Here is a 23,130-nt window from a genome sequence, read left to right on the forward strand (position 1 = left end):
TCGGGGGCTTCGGGGGTCTGGGTCGGGGGTGGGTCTTGTGTGTCGGTCGGGGGTGTGGGTCTTGTGTGTCGGTCGGGGACGAGGGGGATCAGAGGCCGCGGGCGGTGATGTCGCCGTGGGCCGTGGTGGCGCGGACGTTCAGGGCGGCCTTGGCGCCCTCGCTGTTGCGGAAGGTGTTGCTGATGCGGCCGTAGGAGGTGCCGGCGTCGAGGGTGGCGGAGACGCCGTGCGCGGCGCCGACCTCCAGGTCGCCGGCCTCCGTGCGGAGCACGACCGTGCCGCCCACGGCCTCCGCGATCCGGATGTCGCCCTGCTGCGTGCTGATCTCCGCCGCGCCGCCGAGGCGGCCGACCGTGATGTCGCCGGCCTGGAGGGTGAGGCGGGCGGCGGCGGTCTCGTCGAGCTTGACCGCGCCCTGCGCGCTCTCGAAGGTGACGTCGCCGAGGCGTCCGACTCCGTGGAGGTCGGCGGCGGCCGTCCTCGCCTCGACGCGGGAGCCGGCGGGGAGCTGGACCGTGATGTCGACCGAACCGGCGTTGCCGAGCAGCCGGTTCGCGGCCTCGGCGGCCTCGATGCGCAGCACACCGTCGGTGTAGGCGACGGCGACCTGCTCGGCGGCCTTCACGTCGCGGCCCTTCGAGCCGTCCGCCGGGAGGACCTCGACCGTGGTGTCGGCGCGGTCGGCGGCGATGAAGCGGATGTGGCCCGCGGGGACGGCGAGGACGACGGCGATCGGGGCGGTGGTGGGGAACTGCATGTCGGACTCCTTGGTTTCCTGCGTTCGCGGCTCTCGGACTCTTGCCCGCGCCGTTTCTGACAAGAGAAACGCTACGTTGCGTTCAGAGTTCGCGCAACAACTCCTTAGCTCCAAATCCCTATATTCACAGGTCAAGGCAGGTATTTCATTGCAACCATCATGAGGCCTAACGCAACAGAGTCCATTCATCCATTGCAATGGCCTGCCGATGAACGCGCCGCGAGGCCCCTGGCCCCTCCGGTCAACCACCGTGCGGAAAAGGAGACTTGGGATCCACCCAAAGGTGAATCACCCTCAGCTAATGTGTGGCCCATGCAGGGGGAACTGGAAGACCAGTCCGGTCCGGGCGGTCTGAACGGCAGCGGAGCCATGCCACTCGAAGCGGGGGACCCCCGCCGGATCGGGGCCTTCAGGCTCCTCGGCGTACTGGGCTCCGGAGGCATGGGACGGGTCTATCTCGGGGCCGTGCCGGGGAAGTTCGCGGCGGTGAAACGGGTCCTTCCCGTGCTCGCCGAGGACCCGGACTTCCTGAGCCACTTCGGCCACGAGCTCGACAACCTGGCCCGGCTGCCCGCCGGGGCCAACACCAAGCTCCTGGCGAGCGACCGCACGGCCAAACCACCCTGGTTCGCCACCGAGTTCATCCCGGGGATCACCCTCAGCGAGGCCGTCAGGCTGCACGGCGGCCCGCTGCCCGGGGAGTCCCTGTGGCGGCTGCTGCGGGACGCGGCGGCCGGACTGCGGGTCGTGCACGGCGCCGACATGGTGCACCGCGACCTCAAGCCCTCCAACATCATGCTGACCGGGGACGGCCTCTCCCTCATCGACTTCGGCGTGGCCCGCGCCGCCGACCAGAGCCGGCTCACCAAGACCGGCATGGTCATCGGCACCCCCGCCTACATGGCCCCGGAGCAGGCCGTCGCCGACCGGCAACTCACCGGTGCGGCCGACGTGTTCGCCCTCGGCAGCCTGCTCCTGTACGCGGCGAACGGGCGGCCCCCGTTCGGTGACGGCTCCGGGCCCGACCTCCTCTACCGCGTCGTCCACGGCGAGCCCGACTTCGGGAAGCTCACCGAGACCGAACCCGAGCTCGCCGCGCTCGTCCGGACCTGCTTCGCCAAGGACCCGGCGGACCGGCCGACCGCGGCCGAGCTCGTCGAGCGGGCCGACGAGAGGGCCGCCGGGGCCGCGTGGCCCGCCACCGTCGCCGAACGCATCGGCGAGCGCGCCGCCTTCGCCGCCGCGGCGCCCACCGCCGAGCACCTGGCGGAGCTGGAGCGGACCGAGCCGGCCCAGGACATCGCCACCGCCTCGCTCACCCCGCAGGGCGGGAAGGAGCCGGCCACCGCCGCCCCCGACCCGGTCGCGAACACCGGGGCCGCCGCACCGGGCGCCGGACGGACCCGGCGGAACCGTTTCGTCATGCTCGCCGTGCCCGTCGTCGTCGCGACCGGCACCACCCTGACCGTCGCCCTCGGCCCGTACGAGATCGGCCGCCTCGGCGCCGCCCCCGACACCTCGGACACGCCCTCCGTCGTCGCCTCGCAGCCGGCGCCGGGCAACCCCGCGCCCGTACCCCCGTCGTCCTCCGCCTCCGCCTCGGCCTCCTCCTCCGTCTCCTCCTCGGCCTCGGCCTCCGCCTCCGTCTCCGCTCAGCCGGGCGCGTCCTCCGCGCCTCCGGGCGGGTCCACGGCGGCCCCGCCGCCGCCCGGCACGGGCGGCGCGGTCGGCGGCGGGGGCGGAACCCGGCCTGGCGGCGGCTCCGGGGGCGGCTCGACGACCGAGCCGGGCGGCGGCTCGGCCACGACCGGCCCCGGCGGCGGGACCGCGACCACGCAGCCGCCCGCGCCGCAGCCCACGCGGACGACCACCCGCCCCGCTCCCCCGCCGGCCACCGGCGGCGGCTCGGCGCCCTCAGGGACGTACTCCATCGAGAACGTCTCCAGCGGGGAGTGCCTGTCCGAGAGCAACGCCGCATGGGGCGGCACCATGGCCAACACCGCCCCGTGCGGCACCCCGCCCACCAGCGGCACCGTCTCCTACGCCTGGACCTACTCCGCCACAGGGAACGGCACCTTCCGGCTGGTCAACAAGGAGAGCGGCCACTGCCTCCAGCCGGGCGGGACACCCGGCTTCACCACCAAGGCCTGCAACGGCTCCAGTCTCCAGTCGTGGACTATCGGCACCAAGACGTCGGCCGGTCACACCATCAGGAACGTGAACAGCGGCGAGTGCATGATCCCCGGTCCGCCGTTCCTGATGACGTACGCCTGCAACCCGAACGACCGAAGTCACCTCTGGCGGAACATCTCTCCGGTCTGACCCGTGGACCCGCCCCTCCCGCCGCTAGGGCGTGTTGCGGGGGATGGTCCTGGACGACCGGTACCGGCTCGTCGAGCGGGTCGGCGTCGGAGGCATGGGCGTCGTCTGGCGCGCCGAGGACCCCCGCCTCGGCCACCCCCGTGTGCGGCTGGCACTGGCGCCGGCGTTCCCCCGGGACGATGTGCACCAGATCGTCGCGCACGACCGCGCCGTGCCCACCACCCGCATCCTTCCGCCCGGCGTCCGCGGCCACCGGGACCCCGGCGCCGGGCCGCTCGGCACGGAGCCGAACGGAGACCCGGAGCGCGCCCGGAAGACGCTCGGGGAGCGAGCGCCGGCGCGCGAACTCGTCGTCGCGTACATGCAGGGCGAGACGAACGGCCGCGAGCGGGCGGCGCCGTCGTGGACGCGCTGCTGGGAGTCGGGTTCCGGGCGCGGGCGGCCGACGTGGTACCGCCCTCCGCCGAGACCCGGAAACGTCCGGGCGACTACGACTACGACCTGCACGTGGTGACGCTCTCCACGTACTCGCCCGATCCGTCGCTGTTCTTCCGGTCCCAGTTCGACACGCGCGTGCCGGACGGCCAGGGGCTCGGCGCCTTCGACGACCCCGCCCCGCACCGGGCGATCGACCGCGCGATGGCGGCGACGGGCGGCGCGCAGGAGGAGGCCTGGGCCGCCGTGGACACCCTGCTCGTGACGCGCGGGGTGGTGGTGCCGATCTGCTGGTACGAGAGCCTGCTGCCGTACCACCGGGACCTGGAAGGACTCACCCACCTCGACGGGCTGGGCCCTTCACTCGCCGCGGCCTACGTCAAGTCGTGACCGGTCACGACCGGGCGTGATCCGCCGTGAAGACAGGAACCGTCGTCTCGCCCTCCGCGCGGAAGGCGACCCGTAGCTCCATGCCGATCCGGAGGTCCGCCTCCGGGACGTCCACGACCTCCGTCATCATGCGCGGGCCCTCCGCGAGGTCGACGACGGCGGCGACGTACGGGACGCGCTCGCCGAAGGGCGGGAGGTCGTTCCGGTGGACGACCGACCAGGTGTAGAGCGTCGCCCGGCCGCTCGCGGGCTCCCAGCGGACGTCCTCGCTCCAGCAGTGGGGGCAGAACTCGCGCGGGTAGTGGTGGGTCCGGTCGCAGGCCGCGCAGTGGCGCAGCAGCAGCCGGCCCTCGGCGGCGGCGTCCCAGTACGGGCGGGTGAAGGCGTCGATGTCGGGGTCGGCTGCCGTCATCAGAAGAGTCCGATCGCGTGGTCGAGGGACCAGGTCTGCCAGGACATCGCGAGGAGCGCGACCAGGGAGATCAGCGCCATCATCGCGTTCTGCCCCTGCTCGGCCCAGTCGTGGATCATCAGGACGAGGTAGAGGAGGTTGAGGAGGAGGCCGCCGACGAGGGCGACCGGGGTGAGGAAGCCGACGACCAGGCCGAGGCCGAGGGCGAGTTCGGCGTAGACGACGACGTACGCCATGGCCTTGGGGCGGGGGGCGACGACGGTGTCGAACCCCTTCTTCACCTGCGGCCACTTGTGCTTGGCGGCGACGTCGGCGGCCCAGGCGATGCCGGTGCCGCGCTCGAACCAGCCCTTCCTGTCCTTGTGCCGCCAGCTCTCCAGCCACCACAGGCCGAGGCCGATGCGGAGGACGGCGAGCCATTCGGCGCCGGTGAGCCAGACGGTCTGCATGCGCGCCCCCACGAGCCGGTCCGGGAATCCGAGGATACGAATCTGACGGTACGTCAGTTCAGCGCAGGGCGGGCCGCTCGCGCAAGGGGCGGGCGGGCGTGACCGATTCGCAACCGAAATCCCTCTTGGTCGAGACCCACTACGTGTACACGTCATTACGCTCAGCATTCATGGCCACCACCCCCCAGCAGTCTCCCGCTCACCCCGTGTACGTCATCGGCGGCGGCCCCGGCGGACTCGCCGTCGCCGCCTCCCTGCGCGAACGCGGGGTGCGGGCCGTCGTCCTGGAGAAGTCCGACGCCGTCGGCTCCTCCTGGCGCACCCACTACGACCGGCTGCGGCTCCACACCACCCGGCGCCTCTCCGGCCTCCCCGGCCTGCGGATACCCCGCTCCTTCGGCCGCTGGGTCGCCCGCGCCGACGTCGTGCGGTACCTGGAGAAGTACGCCGAGAAGCACGAGCTGGAGATCGTGACGGGCGTCGAGGTCTTCCGCGTCGACCGGGCCGGCACGGAGTGGATCCTGCACGCCACCGGCGGCCGACGGCTCACCGGGAGCGCGGTCGTCGTCGCCACCGGGTACAACCACACCCCGCGCCTGCCGGAGTGGCCCGGCCTCGACGCGTACGACGGCGAGCTGAGCCACGCACGCGAGTACCGCAACCCGGAGCCGTACACCGGGAAGGACGTCCTCGTCGTGGGCGCCGGGAACACCGGGGCCGAGATCGCCGCCGACCTCGCCGAGGGCGGCGCCGGGCGGGTACGGCTCGCGGTCCGCACCGTCCCGCACATCGTGCGGCGCACCACCCTCGGCTGGCCCGCCCAGCGCAGCGGCATCCTGGTGCGGCGCCTGCCGGCGCCCGTGGTCGACCGGCTGGGCGCGGTCATCGCCCGCTGCTTCCTCCCGGACCTGTCGGCGCACGGGCTGCCCCGGCCCGGGAAGGGGCTCGCCACCCGCCAGCGGGAGGGCGCGGTCCCGGTGCAGGACGTCGGCCTCATCGACGCCGTGCGGGCCGGGAAGGTCGAGGTCGTCGCCGCCGTCGAGGCCTTCGAGGACGGCGAGGTGCTCCTCGCGGACGGCACCCGGATCGCCCCGGACACGGTGATCGCCGCGACCGGCTACCGGCGCGCCCTGGAGCCCCTCCTCGGCCACCTGGACGGCGTGCTCGACCCGGACGGCCGGCCGGTGGCGCGGGGGGCGCGCTGCCCGCGCGAGGCTCCGGGTCTCTACTTCCAGGGCTTCACCAACCCGATCAGCGGGATGCTGCGGGAACTGTCGATCGACGCGGAGAAGATCGCGCGGAGGATCGCGCGGGGGACGCGGAGGGCGCGGAAGAGCGCGGGCTAGGAAGAGGAGGCGCGACGGTCTGCGCCCCCTGGTCCGGCCGCATGGTCGGCCGTGCGGGCCCCCGGCCGCCACTGCTCCTCGCCGGCGGGTTCCTGGCGGCCGGTGGGACGCTCCTGGTCGGGCTCACCCCGTACACGAGCGTGTTCCTGCTCCTCGCCGCGCTCTCGCTCATCGGGGTCGGGTTCGGCTTCGCCAACGCCCCGATCACCAACACAGCGGTCAACGGCCTGCCGCCCGCGCGCGCCGGGGTGGCCGGGGCGATCACCTCCACGGCGCGGCAGCTGGGCGCCGCCCTCGGTATCGCGCTGGCCGGCGGCCTGGTCGCGGCGGCCGGTCCGGCGGGGCTCGCGGAGGCAGCCCGTCCCGGCTGGATCCTGGTCGCCGCCTGTGGCGTGCTGCTCCTGGTGGTCGCGCAGGCCACGCAGCCGAAGAAGGTCTAGGAGCCGGGTGGTTCGGGTAGCACCCGAACATCCACTCCCGCACAATCCCGAACATCCACTCCCGCACAACCATTCCTGACTGAGCGTCAGTTCTGTAATCTGACTAGGCGTCAGGTCAATGGTCATGGGCGAAAGGTGGAGCGGAACGATGCTTGGATCGACTCACGGCACCTTCACCACCGATCTCCGCGCCCGCGTGGTCGCCTGCGGGGAGGAGCCCGTCGGTGTCGTGCACGGCATCACCGCCGCGCCCGGCGACCAGGACGTCAGCGGCCGGCCGCTGCACGCACCCGTGCCCGACCTCGACCGGTTCTTCCGGCCCGGGTCCGTCGCCGTCGTCGGCGCCTCCGACGCCGAGGGCCGCCCCAACACCGGCATCACCCGGCAGCTCCTCGCCTGGGCCGAGCGGGTCGGCGCCCGGCTCGTCCCCGTGCACCCGACCCGTACGAGCGTCTTCGGGATCGACTGCGTACCCTCCGTCGGCGCGCTCACCGAACCCGTCGACCTCGCCGTCCTCCTCGTCGCCGACCCGCTCCCCGTCATCGAGGAACTCGCCGACACGAAGGTGCGGTTCGCCGTCGCCTTCGCCTCCGGATTCGCCGAGACCGGCGAGGCCGGCGCCGCCGCGCAGGAACGTCTCGCCGCCGCCGTGCGCCGCTCGGGACTCCGGCTCCTGGGCCCCAACACCAACCTCAACGCCTTCGAGCGCTTCCGCGAGGACCTCGAAGGCCCGGCCGTCGCCCTCATCACCCAGTCCGGCCACCAGGGGCGGCCCGTCTTCACCCTCCAGGAGCTGGGCGTCCGGCTCTCCCACTGGGCGCCCACCGGCAACGAGGCCGACCTGGAGACCTCCGACTTCATCTCGTACTTCGCCGGGCTTCCCGAGGTCGGGGCCATCGCCTGCTACGTCGAGGGGCTCAAGGACGGCCGCTCCTTCCTCCTCGCCGCCGACCGGGCCGCGCGCCAGGGCGTCCCCGTCGTCGCCGTGAAGGTCGGCCGCACCGAGACCGGGGCCCGTACCGCCGCCTCCCACACCGGCAAGCTCACCGGCGCCGACCAGGTCGTCGACGCGGCCATGCGCCAGTACGGGGTGATCCGGGTCGACGGGCTCGACCAGCTCCAGGACACCGCGACCCTGCTCGCCCGCGCCCGCAGGCCGCAGGCGGACGGCGTCGTCGTCTACTCGATCTCCGGCGGTACGGGCGCCCACTTCGCCGACCTGGCGACGGCGGCCGGACTCGAACTCCCCCCCCTGCCGCAGGCCAAGCAGGACGAACTGCACCAGTGGATCCCGGAGTACCTGAGCGTCTCCAACCCCGTCGACAACGGCGGGCACCCCGTGGGCGACTGGCGCGGCCGGAAGATCATCGACGCGATCCTCGCGGACCCCTCCGTCGGCGTCCTCATCTGTCCGATCACCGGCCCCTTCCCGCCGATGAGCGACAGGCTCGCGCAGGACCTGGTCGACGCCGCCGAGGCCACCGACAAGCTGGTGTGCGTGGTGTGGGGCTCCCCGGTGGGGACGGAGGAGGCGTACCGCACGACCCTCCTCGGCTCCTCGCGCGTCGCCACCTTCCGGACGTTCGGCAACTGCATCGGGGCCGTGAAGGCCTACCTCGACCACCACCGCTTCACCGTCGGCTACCGCTCCCCCTTCGACGAGGCCCCCCGCACCCCCTCCCCCTCCTTCCGCAAGGCGCAGGCCCTCATGCGGCCCGGCCGGCGGCTCAGCGAGCACGCGGCGAAGCAGCTGCTGCGGGCGTACGGGATACGGGTGCCGCGCGAGCAGCTCGTGACGAGCGCGGCGGCGGCGGTCCGGGCGGCGGGGCTCGTCGGCTACCCGGTGGTGATGAAGGCCTCGGGCGCGCAGCTCGCGCACAAGACCGAGCTGGGGCTCGTGAAGGTCGGGCTGACCTCGGCGAGCCAGGTGAGGGACGCGTACCGCGAGCTCACCGACATCGCGCGGTACGAGTCGATCGACCTCGACGGCGTCCTCGTCTGCCAGATGGTCGGGCGGGGGGTCGAGATGGTGGTGGGCGTGACCCGCGACGAGCTCTTCGGCCCGACCGTCACCGTCGGCCTCGGCGGGGTCCTCGTCGAGGTCCTGAACGACACGGCCGTCCGCGTCCCGCCCTTCGGCGAGCGCGAGGCCCGCTCCATGCTCGCCGAGCTGCGCGGCCGGGCGCTCCTGGAGGGCGTACGGGGCGCTCCGCCGGCCGACGTCGACGCGCTCGTCGAGGTCGTGCTGCGGGTGCAGCGGATGGCCCTCGAACTCGACGGCGACCTCGCCGAACTGGACATCAACCCGCTGATGGTGCTGCCGCGCGGGCAGGGGGCGGTGGCCCTGGACGCGCTCGCGGTCTGCCGATAGGAGTCTGTCGTGGACGAGGTCCTGCACGCCGTGGAGAACGGCGTCTCCTGGATCACGCTCAACCGCCCCGAGGCGATGAACGCGGTCACCTGGGACCAGCGGGAGCGGATCATCGCCCTGCTGGCGTCGGCCTCCGCCGACCCGGAGATCCGCGCGGTGGTCGTCACGGCGACGGGCCGGGGCTTCTGCGCGGGCGCGGACCTGCGGGGCGCTCCGGCCACGGGTGACCGGGTCGCGGGGGACGTGGCCCGGATGATCCGGCTCGGCGCGCAGCGGTTCATCGGGGCGGTCATGGACTGTGAGAAGCCGGTGATCGCGGCGGTGAACGGGACGGCGGCGGGGATCGGGGCGCACCTCGCCTTCGCCTGCGACCTGGTGCTGGCGGCGGACTCGGCGCGCTTCGTCGAGGTGTTCGTACGGCGGGGACTCGTCCCGGACGGCGGGGGTGCGTACCTGCTGCCCCGGCTGGTCGGGCCGCAGCGGGCGAAGGAGCTGATGTTCTTCGGCGATGCGGTGCCGGCGGCGGAGGCGGAGCGGATGGGCCTGGTGAACCGGGTCGTCCCGGCGGACGACCTCGCGAAGACGGCCCGCGAGTGGGCGGAACGCCTGGCCCAGGGCCCGACGCGGGCCCTCGCCCTCACCAAACAGCTGGTCAACGCGTCCCTGGACACGGACCGGGCGACGGCCTTCGCGGCGGAGGCCACGGCTCAAGAGCTCAACATGACGACCCGGGACGCCCAGGAGGGCGTGGCGAGCTTCGTGGAGCGGCGGGAGGCGCGGTACGAGGGGCGGTAGCGGAGGCTGTCGTACCGGAGCTTTATGGTGTGTCGCGCATATGCCACACACTGCCGCTCCGGGGGGAACGGAATGCCCAACTCCGCGCGCTCGCGCAAAAGATCCCGAAGATCCGGAAGATCCTTTCTCCTGGTCCCGGCCCTGCTGACGGCTCTGCTGAGCCCGATGCTTCCGACAGGGGTCGCCGTGGCGGGGACGCCCGTGCCACCGCCGGTCAGCGCGGCGCCCGGACCGGAAACGGAACCGACGCCTGAACCGACCCCGACGGTCGACCCGACGCCGGAACCGACTCCCACCTCGGACGCGACCTCGGAGCCGACGCCCGCCCCGTCATCCGATCCGACTCCGAGCACGCCGCAGACCGTCGCCCCCACCGACGACCCCTCCTGCCCCGCCCTGCCACTCGCGCCGTTCGGCAACCCGGGCGATGCGGTCGGCCGAGCGACGCTCGCCCCGGACCAGTACGCATGCTTCACGGTCACCGTGGCGCGGCCGGGCCTGCACCGGATACTCCTGGACGGGTCCGCCACCGTGTACGTCCGGCTCACGTCCGGCGGGACCCCGGTCACCTGCGAGCTGATCACCACGCATCCCTGTGAGCTCGCGGCGGGTACGTACCGGCTCACGCTCCAGAACTACAACTCCGCCACGTACGAGACGAGCGTCGCCGTCGTCCCGCTGATGGCGGGACCCGGATGCTCCGGCTCCGTCAGCACCGACTACGGCACGGGCCTGGTGACCGGTTCCGCCGCCAGCAGGCTCGCCCTCTTCTGCCACCCGTTCACAGCCTCGCCCGGTGCGCTGATCACCGCGGACCTCGACATCCCCCTTTACGAAAGGCCCACTGCCTGGATCACCGACGACAGCGGCAAGCAGCTGTGCGAGGCCGTGGCCTCCGGCTGCGTCCTGCCGTCGGGTAACGGTGGCTACCGGCTTCTCGTGCTGCCGAGTTCCCGCTACGACAGCCGCACCTCCTACGCCTTGAAGCTCCGTCGCCTCAGCGACCCGATCGGCTGCGCGACGGTCGCAGCGTCCGTGTACGGCTCCGTGCCCGCTCCGGTCTCGCCCGCGACGGACTGCAAGACGTTCACGCCGGCCACGACGGCTTCCTACGAGATGGAGACCGTCAGTACATCCGACCGGCGGCCTTCGCTCACAGTGCACACGACGGACGGGCGGAGGATCTGCGAGTCCACGTCCTCCTGCACCCTCACCGCGGGCGTCGCCTACCTGCTGCTCACCGACGGCACAGTCCGCATCATCGATACGCGCTCGGCGGAGGGCTGCACGGACGACATCCGGCTCGGGCTCACCGTCCGGGGCGCCTTCTCCGCCCGCGACGAGGTCGATTGCCTGAACGTGCCGCTGCCCCGAGGCGCTCGCATGGCCCTTCTCAAGGGATACGCGCCGGACTCCTCGCCTCCCCTCACCGACGTCACCGTCCTCGACGCGACCGGCGTCGTCCAGTGCGACGACACGCCCGGAACCGACCAGTACGCCTGCGCGTTGGGCGGCACCGCACCGTACCGAGCCATCGTCAGGAACCGATCCGACGAACCCCCCAGCGCCACCGGCCCGTACGCCCTCGCCTTCCACCGCATCGACGCGGCGGGCGGTTGCCCGGCTCTCCCTGCCGGTGACTTCACCTCTTCCTCGCCCAGCGCGAAGGTGACGACCGGCGAGGACGCGTTCTCGGGCTGCTACACGATCCCGGCGGACGCACACTCCGCGCGCGAGCTGATCACCGTGCGAAGTGTGTCCGGGGCATCGACCGGCGAGCTGCACGTGTACGACCAGAACGGCACTCGGGCCTGCGAAGAGTTCGAGTCGGACGCCGCCGCACCGGTGCCGCAGGAGGCCTGTGCCCTGACCGCCGGGCACGCGTACACGGCCCTCGTCCTCGGCCTCGACACCACCGCCGAGTTCGCCCTCACCCGCCGGGACGTCACCGCCACCGCGCGCGGCTGCGTCACGACTCCCGCCACGCCGGTCGGCCGGCCGTCGGTCGCCGGAGTGCCCGGCTCGTACACCTGCCACCGGGTGACCACACCCGATGCCCGGGACACCCTGCACGTGAACCCCCGCTACACGTCGTACGGCTCCGCCCACGGCCTCGGCGTGTACCGGCCGAACGGTGCGGAGGCCTGTGACGACCCGTTCTTCGGTTGTGCCGTCGACGGCTCCACCAGCTACCAGCTGATCGTCAAGACTGACCCGCACACGACCACCACTCCCGCCTACCGCCTCGACGCCCTCCGGATCGGCACCGCAGCCGGGCCCGCGCCCGAGTGCGTCAAGGTCCCCAATGTGAGCTACGGCTTCGGGCCGCTCGTCGCCACCCTGTCCGAGCAGAAGACCGCGATCTGTGCCGTGCTCCCGACGATGTCGGGCGACAGTTTCGCCATGCCTCAGGCGTCCGGCACCGACCTTCCTGGCACGCCGATCCCCAGGCTGTACACGCTGGCGGACCGCCAGGACGGCTGTACGGAGCGGCACTACGAGGGGCGCTACGAGTGCGAGGTTCCGCCGACGGAGGACGAGTGGTACCCGGTGTCCCGGCCGGCCGTCCTCCTCATCGGCATGCCGTCGAGGCCCACCACGTCCTCCGTGCCGGTATCGGCGAAGTTCTCCTGCATGCACGCCCCCTGCGGCAGCGACGCCCGGACCATCGGCACCGTCACCCCCGGCACCGTCGGCGCCGGGAAGATCACCATGAAGGTCTCCGGCACCGCCCTGCACGAGAAGGACGTCGTCGAGCTCACCTCTGGCTCCTACCGCGCCCGGTCGACGACGGTCTCCGTCGCGGCCGACCGCCGGAGCATGGTGGTCGCCCTCGACCTGACCAGCGCCCCGCGCACGAAGCTCTACGCGACCGTGGTCACGCACGACGCCGAGAGATTCGCACGCGGCCAGATCACCGTCGTCGCCCCCCTCCGCGCCACCGCCGCCCCCAAGGTCACCGGCACGGTCGTCGTCGGCGGCAAGGTGACGGCGACGAGCGGCTCGTGGTCGCCCACGGCCGACACGTACGCGTACCAGTGGCGGGCCAACGGCGTGATCATCGCGGGGGCCACGGCCTCCTCGTACACCGTGCCGTCGACGCTCCAGGGCAAGCAGCTGTCGGTCTCGGTGACCGCCCGGAAGGCCGGCCACCCGGCCGTGACCTCCGCCAGTGCGGCCACCACCGTCAAGGGCGTCGCCCCCAAGGCGACCAAGGCCCCCTACACCACCGGCACCGTCAAGGTCGGGCGGACGCTGACCCTGAACCGGGGGACGTGGACGCCGGCGCCGAGCTCGTACGCGTATCAGTGGTACGCGAACGGGCGGGCGATCAGCGGTGCGACCAAGGCCTGGTTCACGCTGACGAGCGCGCAGCGCGGGACGAAGATCACCGTACGGGTGACGGCCTACCGGACCGGTCACCTCAACGGTGTCGCCTGGACCCGGGCGACCTCGGCGGTCGTCGGCTGATCCTCGCGAGGCACGGGTGAAGGAGCCCCTCGGGGCGGCGGAACGGCCGTCGCCCCGGGGGGCTCTCGTGTACGGAAGGTCCGAGGCGTTCTCGCGGGCGGGAGGGCCCGAGGGGCTTCACATCTGACGTACCGTCAGTTTCAATGAGTGGTGTGATGGGACACGCCGGGATGGCGGCCACCGCCGTCCGACACCTGAGAGCGGCCGGTTCGCCGACGGCCGTCGAACCACTGCCACGGCCGGTACTGCGCGCGGTGCGGGAGGACGAGCGACCGCCCGTCGATCCCGCCGAGTTCCGCCGCGTCCTCGGTCACTTCGCGAGCGGCGTCACGATCGTGACCGCCCTCGACGCGGAAGGGCCGGCCGGCTTCGCCTGCCAGTCCTTCGCCTCCCTCTCCCTCGACCCGCCCCTGGTCGCCTTCATGGTCGCCCGCACGTCGACGACCTGGCCCCGGATCGCCGACGCGGGCACCTTCTGCGTCAACATCCTCGGGGCCCGGCAGGGCGATCTCTGCCGGTCGTTCGCCGTCAGCGGGGCCGACAAGTTCGCGGGCGTCGAGTGGGACCCCGCCCCGGCCACCGGCTCACCGCGCCTGGCCCACTCGCCCGCCTGGATCGACTGCACGATCACCGCCGTCCACACGGGCGGCGACCATCTGATCGTGGTCGGGCGGGTCGAGTCGCTCGGCGCGGCGGAGGACGGGGATCCACTGCTGTTCCACCGGGGGCGGTTCGGGCGGTTCGGCTCGCCCTAGGGCGTGTTGCGAAAGTAACGCCGTCGGGCAGGCGGGACTTTCGCAACACGCCCTAGTCCTGCGCGAGCAGGACGATCCCGCCCACCATGAAGACGCTCACCACGGCGAGCGTGCCCCAGAGAAGCAGGGAGACGAAGTAGCCCTGCTTCGCCGGCCGGGTGAGCAGCGCCGCCACGGCCAGGACCGTCCAGCCCAAGACCCACCCCCACACGCCCGCGAGCGGTGCGAGGAGGGCGCCGGCGAGGCCCGCCAGGGAGAGCTGCCACCGGACCGGGCCGCCGCCGAACCTGCGCCCCAGGCCCTCGCCGAGCAGCAGCACCGGCAGGACCAGCACGGCGGAGACCGCGAACGCCGCCAGGACGACGAACACGGACACGAACGGAAGCGCCAGCACGTACATGCCGCCGCCCATGGTGTCCTCCCCGGGCTCCGGTTCCATGGACAGGCCCACCGTCATCAGCACCGCCAGGGCCACCCCGGCCTCCAGGCACAGCGCCAGTGTCGAGACCCGCAGCATCCGGGCCGTCGTCCGCCCCGCATCAGGACCGCCCATGTGCGATCACCCCCCGGCGGTCATCATGCTCCTTCGGCCGCCGCGGGCTCCGCCCGCCCTCCTGGTGACCAGGGCCGCCACCGTCAGGACCACCCACGCCGTCAGCCACGCCCCGACCGTGTCCGTCGGGCCCGAGCCGCCCGAGAGGGCCCGGGGCAGGACCGGCAGCGTGGCGCCGGCAGCCGCCACGGCCGGCACCCAGAGGTCCGCGCGACCGCCGAAGCGGCCGGCCATGTGCTCGCTCAGCCACACCGTGGGCAGCACGACCACCGTGGCGGCCAGCAGCACGGCCCCCAGCCACGTCGCCAGAGGCAGCGGGTGCGTGACGACGTCCAGGAGCGCGGCCGTGTCCCCGGGCTCGGCCAGGGCGGCCTTCGCCGCCACCGTCAGGGACGCCTCCAGCAGCAGCACCGGCACCGCCACCCGCAGCATGCGGCCGACGGTCCGGCCGTCGTCGGAACCGCTCATCCGCGACCACCTCCTCGGCATCATCATGCGCTGAGCGGAATCCGCGCCTCCGCTCGGGGGCGACGGATGACCAGGGCCATCAGCGCCGCCGCCGCGCAGAGCGCCCCGGAGGCGTACCAGACGACGTCGTACGAGCCGAAGGCGTCCCGGGCGACACCGCCCCCGAAGGCGACGAGGGCCGCGCCCACCTGGTGGGAGGCGAGGACCCAGCCGAAGACGATCGCCGAGTCCTCGCCGTAGTGCTCGCGGCAGAGGGCGATCGTCGGCGGGACCGTGGCCACCCAGTCCAGGCCGTAGAAGACGATGAAGAACAGCATCGGGGGGTGCACCGAGGGCGCGAGGAGCATCGGCAGGAAGAGCAGCGAGACACCGCGCAGCGCGTAGTAGACCGCGAGGAGCCGGCGGGCCTCGAAGCGGTCGGTGAACCAGCCGGAGGCGATCGTGCCGACGACGTCGAAGACGCCGATGACGGCCAGCAGCCCGGCGGCCGCCGTGACGGGCATCCCGTGGTCGTGCGCGGCGGGCACGAAGTGGGTCTTGACCAGGCCGTTCGTCGAGGCCCCGCAGATCGCGAAGGTGCCGGCGAGCAGCCAGAAGGGACCCGTGCGGGCCGCCTTGAACAGGACGGTGACGGCCCGGCGCGCGGCGCCCGTCACGGGGGCGGGCTTCTCGGCGTACTCCCCGCCGTACGGGGCGAGGCCCGCGTCCGCCGGGTGGTCGCGGAGCAGCAGCCACACGAAGGGGACGACCGCGAGCGCCGCCAGGGCGACGGTCACGGCGGCGGGGCGCCAGCCGTGGTGTTCGACCAGCCAGGAGAGAAGGGGGAGGAAGACCAGCTGGCCGGAGGCCCCCGCGGCGGTGAGGATGCCGGTGACGAGGCCGCGGCGGGCGACGAACCAGCGGTTGGTGACGGTCGCGGCGAAGGCGAGCGCCATCGAGCCGCTGCCGAGGCCGACGAGCACGCCCCAGTAGAGGACGAGCTGCCAGGCGGCCGTCATCCACACGGTGAGGACGGAGCCGACGGCGATGACCGTCAGCGCGGCGGCGACGACCCGGCGGATGCCGAAGCGGTCCATGAGCGCGGCGGCGAAGGGGGCCGTGAGCCCGTAGAGGGCGAGGTTCACCGAGACGGCGAAGCCGATCGTGCCGCGCGACCAGTCGAACTCCCGGTGCAGCGGATCGATCAGCAGGCCCGGGAGGGAGGCGAAGGCCGCCGCGCCGATGATCGTGACGAAGGTGACCGCGGCGACGAACCAGGCGCGGTGGACGCGGGGGGTGCGGCGGGCGGGGGGTGCGGGAGCGGCGCGCTCGGTTGTCTGGGCCATGCCACCGAGCTTCACCCCTCTCCCCCGCCGCCCACCATTGGCCTGAATGACATGTTTCCAAAGGATCGGGTCACCGCGGGGCCGGTGCCTCCGCTTTCCCCCAGCTCAGAACCACCTCAAGTCGCTTGCCCTGCGCAGTCTTTGAGGTGCACATTCACATCACCATCTGACCAGTGGTTACGGGGGACACGACATGAAGATCAGAGACGGAATCCTTTCCGCCTGCGCCGTCGCCGCGCTGCTCGCGGGCACGGCCGCCTGCACGTCCGGCAACGAGGGGCGCTCCGCCGCCGCCAGGACCGCGCTCGACGCCGCCTGCAAGAACGGCAGGTACGAGTGGGTCAACATCTCCCAGCGGGAGGTCCTGACGGCCGTCTCCGCGAAGCAGACGCTCGGCAAGGGCGGCGGCGCGCTCACGAACAAGCCGACGGTGATCCACACCCCGCGCGTCGTCGTCCTCCTCGACAAGGGGACGCGGGCCGGCGCCGACCGGACGAAGGCCGCGCTGCGCTCCCTGGGCGCCCGCATCGGGGAGACCTCCCTGGACGAGAGCAGCGAGTACGCGTTCGCCGACGTCGACCGGCCCTCGCCGCTGAACAGCAAGAACCGGACCGAGGTCCTCGGCGCGGGGACCTTCGTCGACTACTCCTACGTGCAGGAGGTCACCGCCGACTTCCGGTACACCTGCGGCACCGACAGGCCGGTGACGGGCCGGGCGACCAGCTGGACCATCGACGGATCCGGCGTCCTGGAGTGCGCCGCGTCGATTCCGGACCCGGACGAGGCCGAGGCGGCCAGGGAGGCGGCCCGCCTGTCCTGCGGACCCGACGCCCCGGCCGCCAAGACCCCGAAGCGCTGACCGACGGCGCCCGATCGGCACAGCAGGCGGGACACCCCCCTAGGGCGTGTTGCGAAAGTAGCGCCGGCCGCCCGAAGGGCGGGCCTGACGGCGTCTGGTGCGTGCGATCGCAAGGCGGAGGGTCGCCCCGATACTGGATGTATCGGGGTGATCCGACAACGCGGCGAGCGTGCGTGCCAGGCGCCGTCGGGCAGGCGGGACTTTCGCAACACGCCCTACACCCTCGGCAGCCGTCTGACCGGTCGTACGGCGAGCAGGGCCGCGACGACGAGCACGGCGATGCCCGCGCCCGTGAGCAGTACCCGCTCCGTGCCGACCGCCGCCGCGACCGGGCCCGACAGGGCCCGGCCGACGCCCATCATCAGGAGCGAGCCGGCCACGTCGTAGGCGTGCATGCGGTTGAGGGCCTCCTGCGGGACGTGGGTCTGGACGGCGGTGGACCACATGACGAGCCAGAAGGCGAAGGCCGTGCCGCCGATGAACTGGCCCGCGCCGAGCAGCCACACCGGGGCGCCCGTACCGAGCAGGAAGAGGTTCACGGGGAGGCCGAGGAGGGCCACCGCGCCGGCCGCGAGGGGGCGGCGGGGTCTGAGCCGCAGGGCGAGGAGGCCGCCGAGGGCGCTGCCCGCGCCGTTGATCGCCATGAGCACGCCGTACGTGGCGGAGCCGTGCTCGCCGGTGACCAGGCTCGCGGTGAGCGGCACCATCGGGCCGGCGACGGTCAGCCCGTACACGGTCCAGATGCAGATGACCCCCCACAGCCAGCTGCGCGAGCGGAACTCCCGCCATCCGCCCGCGAGTTCGGCGCCGAGGGAGTCCCTGCGGGCCGTGTCGGACGGGAGCGGGACGAGGCGCATGAGCGCGAGGCAGAGGGCGCTGACGGCGAAGGTCGCCCCGTTGACGGCGAAGGCCGCGCCCGCGTTCCACACGGCGACGAGCAGGCCCGCCACGGCCGGTCCCGCCATGATCATGAGGGCCTCGACGACCCGCAGGACGGCGTTGGCGCGCTGCACGTCGGGGGCGATGCGCGGGATCGTGGAGGCGACCCCCGGCTGGAAGAGGGCGGCGCCCACGCCGCTGAGGGCGGAGAGGGCGTAGACGGCCCACAGGGGCGGGCTGCCGAGGGCGAAGGAGACGGCGAGGACGGCGGTGCCGGGGAGCCGGAGCAGGTCCGCGAGGATCATCATGCGGCGGGCGGTGAACCGGTCGGCGAGGACGCCGCCGAAGAGCACGAAGAGGGCGAAGGCGGCGGTCCAGCCGCCGAGCGCGAAGCCGACGGTGGAGCCGGGGTGGCCGGCGCCGAGGAGTCCGGCGGCGTAGGCGACCGGGACCATGCCCTCGCCGAGGACGGCGACCGCGCGGGCGACGAAGAAGAGCCGGAAGTTACGGTTCCAGAGTGCGGGCGGCGCGGCCGGTACGGAGCCCGGTACGGGAATCCGTTCGGCGGCCTCAGACTTGTACGTGTTGTCCGTCACGGACACGAAGAGGTACCAGCCAACTGGTCTGGACCACCACTGGTTTTTCGCGCCGCCGCCCTCCGGAAGGAGCCCCCACCGTGCCGAGGCCGCCCCATCGCGTCGCCGTCCTCGCCCTGCCGGGGCTCCTCCCCTTCGAGCTGGGCATCCCGCACCGCATCTTCGGCCGCGCCCGGGACCCCGAGGGCACGCTCCTGTACGAGATCGTCACCTGCGCCCCGGTCGCGGGCCCCGTCCCCACGGACGCCGACTTCTCCGTGCACGTGGAACACGGCCCCGAGATCCTCGCCACCGCCGACACGGTCGTCGTCCCCGCCTCGTACGAGCTCGGCCCCGTCTACGAGGAGGGCAGGCTCACCGAGGAGCTCGCCGCCGCCCTCGCGCACATCCGGCCCGGCACCCGGCTCGTCTCCATCTGCACCGGCGGGTACGTGCTCGCCGCCGCCGGGTTCCTCGACGGGCGCCCCGCCACCACCCACTGGTCCTCCGCCGCGCACTTCCAGCGGCTCTTCCCGAGCGTGCGGGTCGACGCCGACGTCCTCTTCGTCGACGACGGCGACGTCCTCACCTCGGCGGGCGTGGCCGCCGGGATCGACCTGTGCCTGCACATCGTGCGCCGCGACCACGGCACGGCCGTCGCCAACGACGTCGCCCGCAGGACCGTCGTACCGCCGCACCGGGACGGCGGACAGGCCCAGTACATCGAGCGGCCCCTGCCCGAGGCCGGCACGCACACCACGGCCACGGCCAGGGCGTGGGCGCTCGCCCACCTCCACGAGCCGATCCAGCTGCGGGACCTGGCCGGGAAGGAGGCGATGAGCGTCCGGACGTTCACCCGCCGCTTCCGCGACGAGGTCGGGATCAGCCCCGGGCAGTGGCTCACGCAGCAGCGCATCGAGCGCGCCCGGCACCTCCTGGAGTCCACGGGCCTGCCCGTCGACCGGATCGCGCAGGACGCGGGCTTCGGCACGGCCCAGTCGCTGCGGGTGCACCTGATGAGCGCGATCGGGGTGACGCCGACGTCCTACCGGCGCACCTTCCGCTCCGCCTCGGGGACGTCGTCCGCCTGAACCACCGGGCGGTTCCGGACGAGCCGCCGCTCGCCCACCGCGCCGACCGCCACGAGCAGCACGGTCAGACACACCCCGTACAGGATCGCCGTCGACGGGGCCACCACCTTGAGCAGCCCGCCCGCGAGGGTGCCGCTCACCGCGTAGCCGGCGCCGACGGCCGCGTACATCACCGAGTACCCGGCGGCGAGCGCGGACGGCGGCAGGAGCTGGCGGAGGGACAGGTTCCGGGTGAGGCTCGCGGGGGCCTGGAGGAGCCCGGCGACGACCAGGACCGAGGCGATGGCGGCGGTCCACGGCAGTACGGCGACGAGGGCGACGCCCGTGGCCACCCCCAGGACGAGGACGACGGACTGGACGGACAGCGAACCCGGCCAGGTGCCCCGCAGGCCGTAGACGAACGCGCCGACCGCCGAGCCGACCGAGAACCCGGCGAGCAGCACGCCCGCCCAGCCGACGCCGACCCCGCGCTGTTCGAGGAGGGCGGGCAGCAGCAGTTCGGCGAGCGCGAGCAGCGTCAGCCCGGCGGCCCCCAGGACGTACACGGGCCAGGCCCGCAGCAGCGCCCGCCGCGTCGACGCCCCCTCCGCCTTCGCCTCTCCCTTGCCCCACCCGGCGGGCAGTGCCCACAGCCCGGCGACGGCGAGCACCTGCAGGACCCCCGACAGGAGCAGCGGTACGGCGGGGTCGACGCCGAGCGCCAGGCCGGTGACGAGCGCGGGCGCGGCGGCCCAGATCGCGAAGACCAGGATCGACTCCATGCTCATCGCCTGGGTGACGGCCCGTTCCGGTACGAGGCTGGTGAGCAGGGCCCGCAGCGCGCCGGGTACGGCCGCGGGGCCGATGCCCGCGAGCACGGCGAGGGCTCCGAGGGCGACCGGGTGGGCGTCGGACGCGAGTCCGAGTCCGGTGAACCCGACGGCGCCGACCGCGAGCCCGGCGGCGAGCTGCGGCCGGGCGCGCTCGGGGTCGAGCCGCATGCCGAGGAGGGGCGCACCGATGATCTCCCCGATCACGTACACGGCGGTGAGCACGGCCCCCAGCGTGTACCCGCCCGGCCGCTCCCGCACGAGGAACACCAGCGCGAGCGGCGCCATGGCGATCGGCAACCGCCCGGCGGCGCTGACGGCGCACCAGGTGAGGACGGGTCGGGTGACGAGCTCGCGATAGGCCATGGCCACGACCGTAGCCCCCGGGCGGTCCTGTCCCCCAGGGGATTAAAGCGGCTGTTCCGCCTGTGCTGCCGTCCACGTCGGACGGGTGGCCGGGCAGTGGAGCGGAGCAGGAGACCGGGCAGTGGTGGCGCAGCGACGAGACCCCGCCCCGGCTGGTGAAGGACGACGGTCCCGTACGGCTCAGAAAGTGAGCACGCCCCGGGCCACCTTCCCCCGCTCCGCGTCCTCCACGGCCCGTGCGAACTCCTCCACCGGGTAGGTGGCGGTGACGAGTTCGTCGAGGAGGAGGCTTCCGGAGCGGTAGAGCTCGGCGTAGAGCGCGATGTCCTTCTGGGGGCGGGACGAGCCGTAGCGGCAGCCCAGGATCGACTTGTCGAGGAACATCGCGGCGGGCGGGAAGCTCGCCTCCGCGGTGGGGGCGGTCATGCCGAGGAGGACCGCCTGGCCGTGCCGGTCGAGGAGGTCGACGGCGGCGCGGACGAGCCCGGTGTGGCCGACGCACTCGAAGACGTGGTCGGCGCCGGTGGGCAGGACCTCCCGTACGCCGTCGGTGGTGGTGAGGAAGTGCGTGGCGCCGAACCGCCGGGCCACGGCCTCCTTCTCCGGGTTCGTGTCGACGGCGACGATCGTCGGGGCGCCGGCGATCCGGGCGCCCTGGATGACGTTGAGGCCGATGCCGCCGGTGCCGATGACGACGACGGTCTCGCCGCGGTCGACCTTCGCGCGGTTGAGCACGGCCCCGACGCCGGTGAGGACGCCGCAGCCCATCAGGGCGGCGGAGGACAGCGGGATGTCCTTCGGGATCCGCACGGCCTGGACGGCCTTCACGACGGTCCGCTCGGCGAAGGAGGAGTTGGACGCGAACTGGAACAGCGGCTGTCCGGTCGAGGCGCGGGTGAACGGCTGCTTCGGCATCCCGATCGCCTTGCGGCACATGGTGGGCCGGCCGCGGTCGCAGTCGGCGCAGGCGCCGCAGTTCGCGAGGGTGGAGAGGGCGACGTGGTCGCCGGGGACGACATGGGTGACGCCGGGACCGACCGCCTCGACGACTCCGGCGCCCTCGTGGCCGAGGACGACGGGCGGCGGGAACGGGATGGTCCCGTCGACGACGGACAGGTCGCTGTGGCACAGTCCGGCGGCGGCGATCCCGACGAGCACCTCCCCGGGCCCGGGGTCCCGCACCTCCAGGTCGTCGACGACCTGGACGGACTTCCCGTCGAACACGACGCCCCTCATGACCCGCTCCTCTTGTCCGTGTTGGGCCGCTCGCCGGCCGCCGCCGCCCGGGCCATCTCCTCCAGCCGCTCCAGCATCGGCATGGGGTCCGTCCCCACCGTCCCGGGCAGGAAGTCCGCGATGCGCTCCGGGGTCCAGCCGCCGCCCTCCGCGTACCCGGCGCGCAGCTCCCTCGGCTGCGCCCAGACCGCGATCTTCGGGCCGGCGATCGTGTACACCTGGCCGGTGATCTTCTCGGCCCTGGCCCGCTCCGACAGCAGGTAGACGACGAGCGCGGCCACGTCCTCCGGCTCCCCGATCTCCTTCAGCTCCATCGGGACGTTCGCGGACATCCGGGTCCTGGCCACGGGCGCGACCGCGTTCGCGGTGACCCCGTACTTGTGGAGTCCGAGGGCCGCGCTCCGTACGAGCGAGATGATCCCGCCCTTCGCCGCCGAGTAGTTGGCCTGTGCGACCGAGCCCTGGTGGTTGCCGCTGGTGAAGCCGATCAGCGTCCCCGTGCCCTGCTTGCGCATGACCGCCGAGGCCGCGCGGAAGACCGTGAAGGTGCCCTTGAGGTGGGTGGCGACGACCGGGTCCCACTCCTCCTCCGCCATGTTGAAGAGCATCCGCTCGCGCAGGATGCCCGCGACGCACACGACGCCGTCGATCCGCCCGTACTCCGCGAGCGCGACGTCCACGACGCGCTGCCCGCCCGCCATCGTCGAGATGTCGTCGGCGACGGCGACGGCCGTGCCGCCGGCCGCCTCGATCTCCTTCACGACGGAGAGCGCGATCTCCGAGGTCGGTTCGCCGCCCTCGATCGACACCCCGTAGTCGTTCACGACGACCTTCGCGCCCTCCGCCGCGCACGCGAGGGCGACCGCGCGGCCGATGCCCCGCCCCGCGCCCGTCACGGCGACGACCCTGCCAGCCAAGAAGTTCCCCATGCCCGGCCCCTCCCACAGTTTCTGACGGTCCGTTAGATTTGTTCGTCGTCAGGATTCTACGGTCCGCCAGATACCCGAGAACAAGACCCCGGAGGCC

The 23,130-nt window shown here is 73.2% G+C and carries 20 protein-coding genes and 1 pseudogene; 11 read left to right on the forward strand and 10 right to left on the reverse strand.

Features of this window, described 5'->3' with window-relative positions:
- Positions 1-88: 88 nt before the first annotated feature.
- Positions 89-757, reverse strand: a complete 669-nt coding sequence (locus ACF08F_RS12320; protein WP_392298426.1) for a DUF4097 family beta strand repeat-containing protein — start codon at positions 755-757, stop codon at positions 89-91.
- Between the two features lie 312 nt (positions 758-1,069).
- Here ACF08F_RS12320 and ACF08F_RS12325 point away from each other — a divergent pair, with 312 nt between their 5' ends.
- Genes ACF08F_RS12325 through ACF08F_RS12335 form a run of 3 tightly spaced genes read left to right on the forward strand, consistent with a single transcriptional unit; the run spans position 1,070 to position 3,904 of the window.
- The gene (locus ACF08F_RS12325) at positions 1,070-3,079 is read left to right on the forward strand and encodes a protein kinase (protein WP_392298427.1); all 2,010 of its coding nucleotides are present in this window, start codon (positions 1,070-1,072) and stop codon (positions 3,077-3,079) included.
- A 43-nt stretch (positions 3,080-3,122) separates the two neighbouring features.
- Entirely contained in the window at positions 3,123-3,593 is a 471-nt protein-coding gene (locus ACF08F_RS12330) for a hypothetical protein (protein ID WP_392298428.1), read from the forward strand.
- On the forward strand, positions 3,587-3,904 hold the full coding sequence (locus tag ACF08F_RS12335; RefSeq protein ID WP_392298429.1) for a hypothetical protein: 318 nt from the start codon (positions 3,587-3,589) through the stop codon (positions 3,902-3,904). Before ACF08F_RS12330 ends, ACF08F_RS12335 begins: the two co-directional genes overlap by 7 nt.
- 4 nt (positions 3,905-3,908) lie before the next feature.
- Here ACF08F_RS12335 and ACF08F_RS12340 read toward each other — a convergent pair whose 3' ends face one another.
- Both ACF08F_RS12340 and ACF08F_RS12345 read right to left on the reverse strand, forming a co-directional pair.
- The gene (locus ACF08F_RS12340) at positions 3,909-4,316 is read right to left on the reverse strand and encodes a Zn-ribbon domain-containing OB-fold protein (RefSeq protein ID WP_392298430.1); all 408 of its coding nucleotides are present in this window, start codon (positions 4,314-4,316) and stop codon (positions 3,909-3,911) included.
- Positions 4,316-4,765, reverse strand: coding sequence for a DoxX family protein (locus ACF08F_RS12345; protein WP_392298431.1), 450 nt, complete (start codon positions 4,763-4,765; stop codon positions 4,316-4,318). The genes ACF08F_RS12340 and ACF08F_RS12345 overlap by 1 nt, the downstream gene beginning before the upstream one ends.
- A gap of 170 nt (positions 4,766-4,935) precedes the next feature.
- Here ACF08F_RS12345 and ACF08F_RS12350 point away from each other — a divergent pair, with 170 nt between their 5' ends.
- The 6 genes and pseudogenes from ACF08F_RS12350 to ACF08F_RS12375 all read left to right on the forward strand — a co-directional run bounded on the left by ACF08F_RS12350 (position 4,936) and on the right by ACF08F_RS12375 (position 13,943).
- Entirely contained in the window at positions 4,936-6,111 is a 1,176-nt protein-coding gene (locus tag ACF08F_RS12350; protein ID WP_392298432.1) for a flavin-containing monooxygenase, read from the forward strand.
- Between the two features lie 20 nt (positions 6,112-6,131).
- Positions 6,132-6,551: pseudogene (locus ACF08F_RS12355) on the forward strand (MFS transporter); the annotation flags it as partial.
- 148 nt (positions 6,552-6,699) lie between these two features.
- Positions 6,700-8,922, forward strand: coding sequence for an acetate--CoA ligase family protein (locus tag ACF08F_RS12360; protein ID WP_392298433.1), 2,223 nt, complete (start codon positions 6,700-6,702; stop codon positions 8,920-8,922).
- A gap of 9 nt (positions 8,923-8,931) precedes the next feature.
- Complete coding sequence (locus ACF08F_RS12365) at positions 8,932-9,717, forward strand: enoyl-CoA hydratase/isomerase family protein (protein WP_392298434.1); 786 nt, start codon at positions 8,932-8,934, stop codon at positions 9,715-9,717.
- Between the two features lie 165 nt (positions 9,718-9,882).
- Positions 9,883-13,188, forward strand: coding sequence for a hypothetical protein (locus ACF08F_RS12370; RefSeq protein WP_392298435.1), 3,306 nt, complete (start codon positions 9,883-9,885; stop codon positions 13,186-13,188).
- A 143-nt stretch (positions 13,189-13,331) separates the two neighbouring features.
- The gene (locus ACF08F_RS12375; protein ID WP_392298436.1) at positions 13,332-13,943 is read left to right on the forward strand and encodes a flavin reductase family protein; all 612 of its coding nucleotides are present in this window, start codon (positions 13,332-13,334) and stop codon (positions 13,941-13,943) included.
- Between the two features lie 52 nt (positions 13,944-13,995).
- On the opposite strand, the gene ACF08F_RS12380 is transcribed toward ACF08F_RS12375, so the two are convergent.
- The 3 genes from ACF08F_RS12380 to ACF08F_RS12390 are packed head-to-tail and all read right to left on the reverse strand — an operon-like array spanning position 13,996 to position 16,289.
- Entirely contained in the window at positions 13,996-14,496 is a 501-nt protein-coding gene (locus tag ACF08F_RS12380) for a hypothetical protein (RefSeq protein ID WP_392298437.1), read from the reverse strand.
- Positions 14,497-14,502: 6 nt separating this feature from the next.
- Entirely contained in the window at positions 14,503-14,964 is a 462-nt protein-coding gene (locus tag ACF08F_RS12385) for a hypothetical protein (protein WP_392298438.1), read from the reverse strand.
- Between the two features lie 23 nt (positions 14,965-14,987).
- Positions 14,988-16,289, reverse strand: a complete 1,302-nt coding sequence (locus ACF08F_RS12390; RefSeq protein WP_392298439.1) for an MFS transporter — start codon at positions 16,287-16,289, stop codon at positions 14,988-14,990.
- A 193-nt stretch (positions 16,290-16,482) separates the two neighbouring features.
- Here ACF08F_RS12390 and ACF08F_RS12395 point away from each other — a divergent pair, with 193 nt between their 5' ends.
- On the forward strand, positions 16,483-17,148 hold the full coding sequence (locus ACF08F_RS12395) for a hypothetical protein (RefSeq protein ID WP_392298440.1): 666 nt from the start codon (positions 16,483-16,485) through the stop codon (positions 17,146-17,148).
- A 215-nt stretch (positions 17,149-17,363) separates the two neighbouring features.
- On the opposite strand, the gene ACF08F_RS12400 is transcribed toward ACF08F_RS12395, so the two are convergent.
- Entirely contained in the window at positions 17,364-18,629 is a 1,266-nt protein-coding gene (locus ACF08F_RS12400; RefSeq protein WP_392298441.1) for an MFS transporter, read from the reverse strand.
- Positions 18,630-18,703: 74 nt separating this feature from the next.
- Between ACF08F_RS12400 and ACF08F_RS12405 the strand changes: the two genes are divergently transcribed.
- Complete coding sequence (locus tag ACF08F_RS12405) at positions 18,704-19,693, forward strand: GlxA family transcriptional regulator (protein WP_392298442.1); 990 nt, start codon at positions 18,704-18,706, stop codon at positions 19,691-19,693.
- On the opposite strand, the gene ACF08F_RS12410 is transcribed toward ACF08F_RS12405, so the two are convergent.
- From ACF08F_RS12410 to ACF08F_RS12420, 3 genes are all read right to left on the reverse strand, one after another.
- A complete protein-coding gene (locus tag ACF08F_RS12410; protein WP_392298443.1) occupies positions 19,648-20,868 on the reverse strand; it encodes an MFS transporter in 1,221 nt (406 codons plus the stop codon). The genes ACF08F_RS12405 and ACF08F_RS12410 overlap by 46 nt on opposite strands.
- A 180-nt stretch (positions 20,869-21,048) precedes the next feature.
- Entirely contained in the window at positions 21,049-22,104 is a 1,056-nt protein-coding gene (locus tag ACF08F_RS12415; protein WP_392298444.1) for a Zn-dependent alcohol dehydrogenase, read from the reverse strand.
- Positions 22,101-23,033 (reverse strand): SDR family oxidoreductase, encoded by a 933-nt coding sequence (locus ACF08F_RS12420; RefSeq protein WP_392298445.1) that lies wholly within the window; start codon positions 23,031-23,033, stop codon positions 22,101-22,103. The genes ACF08F_RS12415 and ACF08F_RS12420 overlap by 4 nt, the downstream gene beginning before the upstream one ends.
- Positions 23,034-23,130: the final 97 nt, after the last annotated feature.

Source organism: Streptomyces sp. NPDC015130 (assembly GCF_043080005.1).
Lineage (GTDB): Bacteria > Actinomycetota > Actinomycetes > Streptomycetales > Streptomycetaceae > Streptomyces.